Genomic DNA, 11760 nt, shown 5'->3' with positions numbered 1-11760 from the left:
ATGGGGTTGTGAACCAGATCTCAGCCTTTCGATTTGGCGCTTCGGCATGATCTCGTATAGAGTTTTTACTCGTTGGAAAGACGCCGGAAACGGCAGATGAACAACCATTTTTTGCGGACATAGCTCAGCTGGTAGAGCGCAACCTTGCCAAGGTTGAGGTCGCGAGTTCGAACCTCGTTGTCCGCTCGCAAAAAGATCACCGAATCGGTTCGCCGATTCAACCCGGTTTCCGACCGGACATGGTGGGGTGGCCGAGAGGCGAGGCAGCGGCCTGCAAAGCCGTATACGCGGGTTCGAATCCCGTCCCCACCTCGCGTTTGGCGTGAAGCCAAAAGCAGTAGTCTTTTTTGCGCGATTGGCGCAGCGGTAGCGCGCTTCCCTGACACGGAAGAGGTCACTGGTTCGATCCCAGTATCGCGCACGGAACATTCATCCTCGGATGATTGCTCATGCGGACATAGCTCAGCTGGTAGAGCGCAACCTTGCCAAGGTTGAGGTCGCGAGTTCGAACCTCGTTGTCCGCTCGGAAGTTCCTGGGGTATCCTAGGTTCTTGGCCGAAGTTCTTCGGAATATCGGCGCGATTGGCGCAGCGGTAGCGCGCTTCCCTGACACGGAAGAGGTCACTGGTTCGATCCCAGTATCGCGCACGGAGCATTCATCGTATGATTGATGTTCTACATAATGCGGACATAGCTCAGCTGGTAGAGCGCAACCTTGCCAAGGTTGAGGTCGCGAGTTCGAACCTCGTTGTCCGCTCCAAAGCACAGAGGACCATCTGGATCAGGTGGTCTTCTTTGCTTTTCCGGCAGTATTCTCACCTCCTCCCGCAGTTCTGGAATCGCGCACCCGCAGCCGAGGGGACCTCCGGATTCTCGCGCTGAGCTGAATCTCGAAACGAAATTGTCGAAGTCCTTCCGGAGTCGTAAATATCGGTCTACGATTACCAGAGGAGTGGGAACGGCAGGTGTTCCCAGCGTTGATAAGGAGGTGGCCTTTTTGTCAAAATTTGACGAGCTAAAGGGCAAAGCCGAAGGACTAGCGCAAAAAGCTGGCCAGTTCGCCGCCGAGAATTCGGAAAAGGTATCCGAAGGCATCGAAAAAGCCGGGGACTTCGTCGACGCGAAAACCGGTGGAAAGTTCGCCGATAAAGTGGACGGTCTCCAGGACGGTGCCCAGGGCCTGCTGAATAATCTCAAGGGCGACAAAGCCTAGACTTTTTTGACGCGACAAGTCGGGCATCGCCCACAGCGCGTAGGGAGGCACCGGACCAGCGGTCCGGTGCCTTTCGCGTGCCCGATGCCGTATCACCTCCGGAAGTTGTTGCGATGCCCGGACATGAAGTTCACCAACCCGGCAATGACGGGCTAAGAATGTACTCATGCCCAAACAATGGTCTGCCCGCCGCGAGTCCCTGTTCTCCGCGGTGCTCGCAGGATTCATCACCACGCTTGTTGGTTTCACCTCGTCATTCGCCGTAGTCCTCACCGGATTATCCAACGTGGGCGCCACCGCGTCGCAAGCGGCCTCGGGGTTGCTCGCGCTGTCGGTGCTCACGGGATTGAGCAGCATCGTTCTTTCCCTGCGCCACCGCATTCCCGTGAGCATCGCCTGGTCCACTCCCGGAGCAGCCATGCTTGCCAGCATGGGGGCAGTGAATTTCGGGTTCAACCATGCCGTCGGAGCGTTCCTGGTCGGCGCCGGACTAATCGTCCTCTCCTCGTTGCTTCCGTTCATGCAGCGGCTTTTGGCCGGAATCCCGGTTCCGATCGCCCAAGGAATGCTGGCCGGGGTACTGATCCCCCTCTGCCTCAAGCCGTTCTCCGCTCTCGGCTCCATCCCGCTGCCTGCCGTCGTCATTCTGTTGGTGTTCCTGGCGACCCTTCGCCTGCTTCCACGGTATGCGGTGGCATTGACCATGCTCGCCGCGGTTCTAGTGGGGGTCTGGCACATTTCCACCACCGATACCTGGCATCTGGTCTCGACGATACCTTCGCTCCAATGGGTTGTCCCCGAGTTCAGTGTCGCGGCCATCGCGAGCATCAGCCTCCCGCTATTCATCGTTACCATGGCCTCGCAGAACATCCCAGGTGTGGCGGTGATGTCCTCGTTCAACTACCAGGTTCCCTGGCGTTCCTCGATGCTGGTCACCGGAACCGGTTCCGCGCTCGGCTCGGTCTTCGGCGGGCATGCAATTAATCTCGCAGCCATCACCGCGGCGATTCCCGCCGGTGACCAGGCAGGTCCCGACCGGAGCCTGAGATGGCGTGCGTCGGCCAGTTCGGGGGTGTTCTACCTGGGCTTCGCTGCCGCCTCGGCCCTCATCGCCTCGGTGGCCTCCGCATCACCGGCCGGCCTTTTTGAAGCCGCCGCCGGGTTGGCGTTGGTGGCAACGTTGGGTAACTCCTTGGCTGGTGCCGTACAGGAACCGGGATGGAGATTGAGCAGCCTAGTCACCGTGCTGTTCGCGGCCGGCAACGTGACCATCTGGGGTATTGGAGGAGCTTTTTGGGCGCTGGTCGCCGGCTTGGCAACGCACTGGATCGTCGAACGCCGCAGCACCGTACGGTAGTCCTCGGCGCAAGGAGTCCTGCCTCGTGTGCGGCATCCATTCGCGGTTTCCGCGCAGTTCTCCACAGCTGGTGCCCTTGTCTGCCAGTACTGCCGGTTCGGGCTTCAGACTCGATGGCATGGCACCGATTTCCCTATCCACCGCACTGGCCGTCCTCCGCGACGCCGTTCACGCCCACGGCGTGACATTCGATAGTGCCTTATTGAGTGAGCTCGGGAGCCTGGACACCGAGCTTTTCAGCTCCCTTGTCCAGGCCATGTCCGGCACCACGGATCCGCGGATCGCCCTGGAAATGGCCGAACTGGTTGAACGGCAATACCGTGCAGTACTTCGTGCCCAGCTATTCGCCATCGCCGCCTTGGAGGCCACCGGAGCGCACACCCTGACCATCGACGAGTACGACGCGATCCGAAGCGGCACCACCGACACCGCCGAGCCACCCGAGCACGTCAGCGGACGGGCGCACTACGTGGATACCAGCAGCCTGGTCGAATCCTGGCTGGGCATCAACCACTGGGAAGCCGACACCCGGGTGCAGGACACCCACCGGATGGTCGCCCGACGCACCATGTCCGGAACGGACGCCGCACCACGTTATGAGCGTCTGGCAGCGCTGTTTAACGACCCGGACCGGGATCCACGCCCAGCACGCGATGCGGCCCGGCGGATCGACAAGTTCGAACCCGCGGATCAGATCGACCAGGGCATCGCCCTGGCTCCCACCGCCTGTACCCCTGATGGGGTGCTCCTGGAAGAACACGCTGCGCGTATCCTGTCCGACCACCAGCTCACCACTGCTTCAACCAGGCTCGGTGAGCTCTTCACCGCCTACACCAAGACCCAGTCCGAGGTCGCCAAACCCGAAATCGGGATATTCAAGCGGCGGACCGTCCAAGGCGTCGACCAGTATCTGGTGCGCGTTGAAGGCACCGATGCCGAAGTTTGGCGGTCGATGCTGGCCCAGGCCGATAACCGTCGAACCCGGGCCGGACAGGCGGCCCGCGCCACCCAGCAGGCTCTCGAAAGCACGCCTGTCACCGAAGAATACACGGCGTCCGGACGTGAACCGGCTGACTCCGCTGGGCCGATCTCCAGCACGGCCGATGCTCCTCCCAGCCTTCGATCAGGGGAATACAATGCCACGCCTGCACCGGATGATGCCCCATGGCTGGTCAGCACGGATGCGCCACCACCATGGGCCGCCGCGGCCATCCAGGCAATCGTGCCGGAAGCCGCGACCGGCCCTGATCAGACCCCGGCAACCACCGATCCCGGGGCCACGGCGCCAGACTCTGCCGTTGCTTCCCCGATAGTTCCCGATGGCGAACACAACGTGAAAGACGAACCCGGACTTCCTGACCGCGAGCCGGAGCCGCCCCGGCGGCGACTGAATGCGATCATGGCACTGCTGACCCAGCGGTCCACTGGCGATGGGAACACCGCAACCATCGTTCCGAGCATCATCGTGACCATGACGCTCAAGCATCTGCTGGATCTGGCCACCGCGCACGGAATCACCACCCACGGGGTCAGGCTGGATGCCGGCGAACTACGCCAGATTCTGGTCAAGGCCAGAATCCTGCCGCATGTGCTCGGTGGTCAAAGTCAGGTCCTGGATGCCGGGCGTTCAAGACGATTCCACAGCAAGCCCATGCGCACGGCCTTATACGTCCAGGACCGGGGTTGCATCATGCCAGGGTGCACCTGCCCGCCGGAATTATGCGAGGCGAACCACTGGCCGGAAGGCGGCTGGGCAGGCGGCTGTGGGACCAGCGTGCGTGAAGGTTCACTGCTCTGCCCCCGCGAACACGACGATTTCCACGCAGGGAAGTTCAAGATGGTCATGCATAACGGGCTGCCCCATGTCCTGTTGCCACCGCATCTGGATCCGACCCAAACGCCCCAACGCAACAGATATTGGTTCCCCAACACCTTTGACGGCTCAGACCTGGTCGACGGGCCACCAAACCCGCCTGCGGATGAGGACGCGAGAAACGGCCCGTCCAGCGATCCCGCACCCTGCAGCTAGCGCCCATCTCGGCTAGCCTCTACCCGATAACAGCTCGGAACCCGGCAACTTCTGCGGTAGTGCGCTCCCGAGGGTCTAAGCCGCGCTTTCTCCGACTTGCCCCTCGCGCGCCAACGCGGTCAGGCGAGATACCGCGCGGAAGTACTTCTTTTGGTATCCACCCGACATCATTTCGGGAGTGAACAGGTCGCTGAAGGGCTTGCCGGAAGCGATGATCGGCACATCCTTGTCGTACAACCTGTCCGCCAGCACGACGAAACGCAGCGCGATGGACTGATCGGTGATGGTATCGACATTGTGCAGTACCAACACATCCGTGTCCGCCAGTAACTGGCGGTATCGACTGGGGTGGACCTTGGACATATGGGTCACCAGTTCATCGAAGTTGTCGACGGCCAGGGTGGCTTCGGGGTACCGTTCCCGGGCAAACTGCTCGATGTTCGAATCTTCCAACGGTTTTGGGGCCTCGGGCAGGCCGCGGTGGCGGAAGTCCTCGCCATCAACACGGTGCACATCGAACTGGTCCGATAGCGCCTTGATCTCACGCTGGAAATCAACTGCAGCGAACCGGCCTTCGCCCAACGCACCGGGCAAGGTGTTGGACGTGGCGGCCAATTTCACCCCGGCATCGGACAGTTCACGCATCAGGCGGCTCATCAGCACGGTGTCCCCCGGATCGTCCAGCTCGAACTCGTCGATGCACACCAGCTTGTATTGGCTCAGTACTTCAACGGTTTGCCGGAAGGACAGCGCACCGACCAGGTTCGTGTACTCCACGAAGGTGCCGAAGGACTTGGGCCCGGGGCTGGCATGCCATAGCGAGGCCAGCAGGTGGGTCTTGCCCACGCCGAAGCCACCGTCGAGGTAGATGCCGTTCTTGGCGGCCTTCTTCTTCCCGAACAGCTTCGACAGCACGCCACCGCCAGCGTTTTTCCCCACAGAATCGGCAAACTGCTGCAGCTTGGACACCGCCTCGGCCTGCGAGGGCTGCGACGGGTCCGGACGGTAGGTGTCAAAGGACACTTCACCAAAACGATATGAGGGATGGAAGCCGGCCAAAAGTTCCTCAACCGAGACGTTCGGGGTTGTTTCGGTCAGGTGGGTAATCGTGGCCATGCGCTCCATATATTCCTTCAATCCCGGTGCTCAACAGTGGTTCGGTCGCCTCACGGGCAGGTCCATCGGCCATTTTACCCCGAATATTCTGGGGATTTGTGGATGGATGTGACGTATGACTGCGCCACATGCGCGGTGTGGGGACTAATCTAGATAGCGAGTCCATCACTGGTGGGGCCCACCTATGAACCAGTGTCACAGCAATGCCGTAAGGAAAGTGAGCAATCCATGTCGCTACCCGTCGACTCGAACCCTGCCTATGCACAGTATGCGCATCCCGAGCGGTTGGTCTCCACACAGTGGCTGGCCGACCATCTGGGTGCCGAAGGGCTGGTGGTTCTTGAATCGGATGAAGACATCCTGCTGTACAACACCGGACACATCCCTGGCGCCTTGAAAATCGACTGGCACACCGAGCTGAATGACGAAGTGACCCGCGACTATGTTGACGGCGAGGGATTCGCCGCACTGATGTCGGCCAAGGGCATCACCCGTGAGAGCACTGTCGTTCTCTACGGGGACAAGTCCAACTGGTGGGCTTCCTACGCCCTGTGGGTTTTCACCCTCTTCGGCCACCGGGACGTTCGACTGGTGGATGGCGGGCGGGACAAGTGGATCGCCGAAGGACGTGAACTGGTCACCTCGATCCCCGTCCCCGCTGCCGCGGACTACCCGGTGATCGAACGCGACGATTCGAAGATTCGCGCCTTCCTGCCCGAGGTGTTGGACCACTTGGGTAAGCCGTTGATCGATGTTCGTTCGTTGGAGGAATACACAGGTGAACGCACTCATATGCCGGCCTATCCGGAGGAAGGTGCCTTGCGTGGTGGCCATATCCCGACGGCCGCCTCCGTGCCTTGGGCCCGTGCCGCTGCCGAGGACGGGACCTTCCGATCACGCACGGAACTGGAGCGGATCTACCTTGATGAGGCCGGGCTGTCCGCGGGTGACGAGGTGATTGCCTACTGCCGTATTGGTGAGCGTTCAAGCCACACCTGGTTCGTGTTGCAACACCTGTTGGGCTTCGAAAACGTTCGAAACTACGACGGGTCCTGGACCGAGTGGGGCAATGCCGTGCGGGTTCCGATCGTCAAAGGTGAAGCAGCCGGTGAACTACCAACCGGATTCGGAGAACGCCGATGAGCCCCATGCCGCAGAACCTGCGCGAGATCGTAGAGGAATTCACCGAAGTCCCGGAAGCCCAGCGCCTGGAACTGCTCTTGGACTTCTCCCGTGAATTGCCGCCCCTCCCGGAGCGCCTAGCCGATCATCCTGAACTCTTCGAGCAGGTTGTCGAATGCCAATCCCCGCTGTTCCTCGTGGTGGAAGTGGCCAACGACGCTGCGCACACCACAGGGTTGTACTTTTCCGCTCCCCCGGAGGCCCCAACCACCCGCGGCTTCGCCTCGGTTCTGGCCGCCGGGTTGCACGGCAGCAGCGCTGCGGAAATCCTTACCGTTCCCGAGGACATGCCCCAGCAGTTGGGCCTCACACGGGCACTGTCGCCATTGCGAATGCGCGGTATGAGTGCCATGCTGGCCCGCATCAAACGCCAGATCACCGAACAGTTGAACAGTTAGGTCGATGACGAGGAAAACCAAGCCCGCCACCACCCCGGCCACGGTCCAGCTGGACGAGGCCGGGGTGGTGTATGTGGCCCACAGTTATGATCACGATGCACGGTCCACCGAGTACGGTGCGGAAGCGGCCAGCTTGCTCGGGATAGACCCCGCGCAGATGTTCAAGACCCTCATAGTCAATTCCGGTCGGGATTTCGCCGTCGCGTTGGTGCCGGTGGCCGCTCTGCTGGATATCAAGGCCCTGGGCGTCGTGCTGAGCTTGAAGAAGCTGGGCATGGCGGATCCCGCCGCGGCGCAGCGGCGTACCGGTTACGTGCTGGGCGGGATTTCCCCGCTGGGGCAACGTACCATTTCGCCCACGGTAATCGATGCCTCGGCGGCGGACTGGGCGGATATCTATGTTTCCGGTGGACGCCGGGGTCTGAGCCTGCAGCTGTCCGCGCGGGACCTGGCACTGGTCACCGGCGCGCGTTTGGCGCCCATCGCCAATTTCATCGGCTAGGGGCGGCTATGATCGGCCAGCCGACCGGCCAGGAATTGGCTGATCGCCTCGTCGAAACCGTCCGGATCCACATTTGGTTCACGAGTGTGCCCGGCTCCGCTAAACGTTCGCAGCGTCACCAGATCGGGGCGCAGGCGAGCCAGCCGTTCGCTGGGCCCGATAGGTACGAATTCATCGTCGCGGCTGTGAATGATCAGGATCTGGTGTTGCAGTTCCGCGGCCCGCTCGACCCAGTTCAGGCGTTTCAGGTTGACCGGGGCAGCCAACCCGGTGATCCAGCGCCCCGCCCGGTTGCTGAGCAGCCATTGGGCGAATAGCCCCACCGTCTGCGGGATGCGGTTCAGCCGGGCCTGGTGCGAGAGCACATCCACCCAGTTGATTACCGGTCCGACGAGCATAATCGAATCGATCTGGTCGGCCAGGAATGAGCGGTTCGCCGCTTGCAGACTAATTGCCCCGCCCATGGACCAGCCCAGAAGAACAATCTGTTTCGCCCCCTGTGCCTGGGCGTAGCTGATTCCGCTCTCAACATCGTGCCATTCGGTGTCTCCCAGTCCGTAGCGTCCGTCGCCGGCGTTGGGGGCCAGACCGTCATTGCGGTAGCTCATAAGCAAGGCGCTGACCCCGAGTTTTTCGAAGGTGGGTAGGGCTCGAATTGATTCGGTCCGGCGTGCTCCGCGCCCATGGACACAGATGACCCAAACATCCGGATGGCTTTGGCCGCGGACCAGCCATGCCGGAGCCGGGCCCACTTCCAGCTCGATGTCCACCTCTTCGGCAGTGATCCCGATGTCGGAAGGATGTTCATAGAGGCTCCCGGACAAGTTGCCCCTCCGTGCCCCTTCCAACGTCCCGTAATAGGTGTGCAGCACCTTGCGGGCCACCAGGCGGGGTTTACCGGCCACAGGCTCAGGCCCCGAAAGACGCACGCAGCATTGCCCCGAATGTGTGAAGAGGCTATGCGCCCCAGCGGCCGCTGTTTCGGTGTCCCTGGCAAAGTGGACCCAGGTTTCGCCATCGGCATCGGTCACGATGTCCCGGATGATGTCGCGCCCGGTGTAGTTCAGTTCAGGTGTCACCACCCGTCGGGCAAAGTAGGCAGCCAAGGCCGACACACTGGCGGCAACCAGTGAGCCCGCGATCACTCCGATGCCGGTGCCCAGCAGGGTGGCGGGCACGGTCTTTCGTGGTTCCAGGGTGGTGACGATCTTAGCGGCCATGGTTTTATCCTCTCAAAGGATTCTGCGGGAATCATCCATCGCTTCATTGCGTTAAGTCAGGTATGAGTTCACAGTCAGATCGTAGCGATATCCAGTGGCAGGAGATCCTCACGCCCGAGGAATTCCATGTATTGCGCCAAGCAGGCACCGAACGCCCCTTCACCGGGGAATACTGGGACACCACCACTGAGGGGGTCTACGCCTGTCGCGCGTGTGGTTCCGAATTGTTCACCAGCAGTACCAAATTCGACGCCGGTTGCGGCTGGCCCTCCTTCTTTGCACCATTGGCCGAAGAGCGGGTTCGCTATATTTCCGACCAGTCCATGGGCATGAAACGGGTAGAGGTGCGGTGTGCCAGCTGTGATTCCCATTTGGGTCATGTCTTCGAAGGTGAGGGATTCGGCACCCCAACTGACTTGCGCTACTGCATCAATTCCCTGTCTTTGAGACTTCGCGGTTTCGAAGGATAACCGCCTGTGGTGGTCCCCGGCCGCAGCTCCCAAAATGGGTAAGAGTTACTTACTCTAACTAGGCTGAGCATTATGCATTCTTCTTTTGAGGCGTAGCGTGGAAGGTAATCGACTTCATACCGCCACGAATCGCTAAGAGGTGAAAACGTCATGACTCAGACTCCAATGCACCCGCAGGCCCAGGCCGCGGACCTAATCGAATCACGGGCCTGGACTTCCCTGAAAACTGCGGCCACCACGTTCCAGTCCCTGCAACAGAAGGACGGCTCGCTGGCCGACAGCGGACAGCTGACCGTTGCCCGGGGACTGCTTGACACGGTCATCGCCTCGGTGAGGGAACTCAGCGCACACTTTCCCCATGACGAGCGCTACCTGCACCAGCTGGTCCTCGATTTGGAACGCTGGTCCGCGGAAGGACTAGGAGTCCCCGACTTCCTGGACTCGCTGCTTGAGTTCCAGCCCCAGACCCAGCGTGTGGACGGGCTTCTGCACCTGGTGGTGTTCCCGATGTACACGCAGAACGGTTCAACCAACCGTTACCTGGAAGCGGTCCTTGTCCAGGTGATGTGGCCGGAATTCATTGCACAGCTGGAAGCATCGAACTATTCCAATGCCTTGTTTGTGCCGCTGCGTTTCCTGGATTTCACCCCGGGTTACGACACCAATTCAGCGGTCCTGTTCCCCGAATCCGTCGCCATCCGCCAGACGCCGAGCTTTACCTGGGGCGCGATCTTCCAGGATCGTGAAGCCGTTCGTTTCCGCAAGGTCCTGAAGGATGCGGCCGCGATCACCAACCTGGCTCTTCCCCCCGAGGCGTCCGAGCTGCTGGAAGACCAGAAGCTGGCCGAAGATACCTTCATCATGTGGGACTTGATCCATGACCGCACCCATATGCGCGGGGATCTGCCGTTCGACCCGTTCATGATCAAGCAGCGTATGCCGTTCTTCCTGTATTCCCTGGAAGAGCTTCGTTGCGATCTCACGGCGTTCCGGGAATGCGTGAAGATTTCCAGCGATGCCACGACCGATGAACGGACCCGTAAAACGGCCAGGCTGGTTCAATACGCCGTCGTGTTCGACCGCATCTTCCGCTTCGCCATCACCGGCAAGCGCGTCCGGAACTACGACGGTCTCGGTGGGCAGCTGCTCTTCGCCTGGTTGCACCAGAACCACGTGCTGCACTGGACCGATACCACGCTGAGCATCGATTGGGAACAGGTACCGGAAGTGGTGACCGCCTTGGGTGATGCCATCGACGAGCTGTACTGGAAGTCCATTGACCGGCCCAAGCTGGCCCACTGGTTGGCGGCCTACGAACTGGTCTCCGCCACGCTCACCCCGCATCCGGCATCGGTCTGGGCCAAGGGCCCTGATGCCCTGCCGTTGACAGCTCCGTTGCGTGAAATCACCGACCAGGTGATGGACGACGAGTTCCCGTTGTCGATGTTCTACGAGGCGCTGGAGAAGAAGATGAGGGCCACCATCGACTCCACCCGGGGCATGTACGGTGTGAGTTCGGTCTAGGCTCGGAGCATGGGACAACGCACACAATCACAACGAACCGTCTTGGTGGCCGGGGCGACCTCGGCCACCGGCATAGCCATCGCCCGGGCGCTGGCGGATCAAGGCTTCCGGGTATTGGCCGTCGGTTCTGATCAGCAACGCCTGGACGAACGCCTGAATTTCGTTACCGCCCGATACCAGGCGGACTTGGGGGACGAAACCCAGGTGGAACATTTGGCGCAACGGATCCACGCAGACTACGGACCGATCGATGCGCTATTCCACCTGGTAGGCGGCTGGCGCGGCGGCAAGGGCATCACCGGGCAGTCCACCGAAGACTACGAATACCTGCACCGCTCGGTCATGATGACCTTGCGTCACACCACCAAGGCCTTCTACCAGGACCTGGTCGACTCCCCCGCCGGGCGGCTGGCCATTATCAGCTCGCAGGCGGTCGCCACACCTATGCCGTCCAATGCCAACTACGGTTCCGTGAAAGCCTCCGCGGAATTCTGGGTCCAGGCCGTGGCCCGGGCCTTTTCCAAGCAGGCCCCGAACGCGGCAGCGGCGATCTGGGTCGTCAAGGCGCTCACCGACCAGCTGCCAGAGCACCCCGGCGGCCCGCTGTCCGGGTACACACACGTCGAGAGTGTGGCGGCGGCGGCGCTTGCACTGATCACCGCCGATCCCGCCACCGTCAACGGGCGCAGACAGACCCTGCCCGGTCTCGAATAAACCGGATTTGGTGATGTAGCGTGTCCTTGGAACCA

The 11760-nt window shown here is 61.3% G+C and carries 11 protein-coding genes and 6 tRNA genes; 15 read left to right on the top strand and 2 right to left on the bottom strand.

Translation table 11 applies throughout. The features are described 5' to 3' along the window. Window positions 1–113 precede the first annotated feature (113 nt). The 9 genes from OK351_RS03185 (at window position 114) to OK351_RS03145 (ending at window position 4599) form a co-directional block, all read left to right on the top strand. Window positions 114–186 (top strand) — tRNA-Gly (locus OK351_RS03185). Between the two features lie 55 nt (window positions 187–241). Further along, window positions 242–312, top strand: a tRNA-Cys gene (locus OK351_RS03180). A 37-nt stretch (window positions 313–349) separates the two neighbouring features. After that, a tRNA-Val gene (locus OK351_RS03175) sits at window positions 350–421 on the top strand. A gap of 30 nt (window positions 422–451) precedes the next feature. Next, window positions 452–524, top strand: a tRNA-Gly gene (locus tag OK351_RS03170). Window positions 525–576: 52 nt separating this feature from the next. After that, a tRNA-Val gene (locus tag OK351_RS03165) sits at window positions 577–648 on the top strand. Between the two features lie 36 nt (window positions 649–684). Then, window positions 685–760: transfer RNA gene (locus OK351_RS03160), tRNA-Gly, on the top strand. 237 nt (window positions 761–997) lie between these two features. Beyond that, window positions 998–1213, top strand: a complete 216-nt coding sequence (locus tag OK351_RS03155) for an antitoxin (protein WP_371931366.1) — start codon at window positions 998–1000, stop codon at window positions 1211–1213. Between the two features lie 166 nt (window positions 1214–1379). After that, a complete protein-coding gene (locus OK351_RS03150) occupies window positions 1380–2570 on the top strand; it encodes a benzoate/H(+) symporter BenE family transporter (protein ID WP_265155906.1) in 1191 nt (396 codons plus the stop codon). A gap of 118 nt (window positions 2571–2688) precedes the next feature. Further along, window positions 2689–4599: an HNH endonuclease signature motif containing protein gene (locus OK351_RS03145; protein WP_265155905.1), complete on the top strand. Its 1911-nt coding sequence runs from the start codon at window positions 2689–2691 to the stop codon at window positions 4597–4599. A gap of 75 nt (window positions 4600–4674) precedes the next feature. Here the strand turns inward: OK351_RS03145 and zapE are convergent, their stop codons facing one another. Then, window positions 4675–5715, bottom strand: coding sequence for a cell division protein ZapE (gene zapE, locus OK351_RS03140; protein ID WP_265155904.1), 1041 nt, complete (start codon window positions 5713–5715; stop codon window positions 4675–4677). A gap of 228 nt (window positions 5716–5943) precedes the next feature. Here zapE and OK351_RS03135 point away from each other — a divergent pair, with 228 nt between their 5' ends. The 3 genes from OK351_RS03135 to OK351_RS03125 are packed head-to-tail and all read left to right on the top strand — an operon-like array spanning window position 5944 to window position 7797. Beyond that, window positions 5944–6858: a sulfurtransferase gene (locus OK351_RS03135; RefSeq protein ID WP_265155903.1), complete on the top strand. Its 915-nt coding sequence runs from the start codon at window positions 5944–5946 to the stop codon at window positions 6856–6858. Between the two features lie 5 nt (window positions 6859–6863). Beyond that, window positions 6864–7295 (top strand): SufE family protein, encoded by a 432-nt coding sequence (locus OK351_RS03130; protein WP_371931368.1) that lies wholly within the window; start codon window positions 6864–6866, stop codon window positions 7293–7295. A 4-nt stretch (window positions 7296–7299) separates the two neighbouring features. Then, window positions 7300–7797, top strand: a complete 498-nt coding sequence (locus tag OK351_RS03125) for an aminoacyl-tRNA deacylase (protein ID WP_265155901.1) — start codon at window positions 7300–7302, stop codon at window positions 7795–7797. Here the strand turns inward: OK351_RS03125 and OK351_RS03120 are convergent. Next, entirely contained in the window at window positions 7794–9017 is a 1224-nt protein-coding gene (locus OK351_RS03120) for an alpha/beta hydrolase family protein (protein ID WP_265155900.1), read from the bottom strand. The genes OK351_RS03125 and OK351_RS03120 overlap by 4 nt on opposite strands. Window positions 9018–9079: 62 nt before the next feature. On the opposite strand from OK351_RS03120, the gene msrB reads away from it, so the two are divergent. The 3 genes from msrB (at window position 9080) to OK351_RS03105 (ending at window position 11725) form a co-directional block, all read left to right on the top strand. Continuing rightward, window positions 9080–9487 carry a peptide-methionine (R)-S-oxide reductase MsrB gene (gene msrB / locus OK351_RS03115; protein WP_265155899.1) on the top strand — a complete coding sequence of 136 codons (408 nt, stop codon included), beginning with the start codon at window positions 9080–9082 and terminating at the stop codon, window positions 9485–9487. Between the two features lie 150 nt (window positions 9488–9637). Next, complete coding sequence (locus OK351_RS03110) at window positions 9638–11011, top strand: DUF6421 family protein (protein ID WP_265155898.1); 1374 nt, start codon at window positions 9638–9640, stop codon at window positions 11009–11011. 9 nt (window positions 11012–11020) lie between these two features. Further along, on the top strand, window positions 11021–11725 hold the full coding sequence (locus OK351_RS03105; RefSeq protein ID WP_265155897.1) for an SDR family NAD(P)-dependent oxidoreductase: 705 nt from the start codon (window positions 11021–11023) through the stop codon (window positions 11723–11725). Window positions 11726–11760: the final 35 nt, after the last annotated feature.

It is taken from the genome of Glutamicibacter sp. MNS18, from assembly GCF_026107515.2.
GTDB lineage: Bacteria > Actinomycetota > Actinomycetes > Actinomycetales > Micrococcaceae > Glutamicibacter.
The sequence above is the reverse complement of the archived record's forward strand: the minus strand, read 5'-3'. Positions and strand labels throughout refer to the sequence as shown.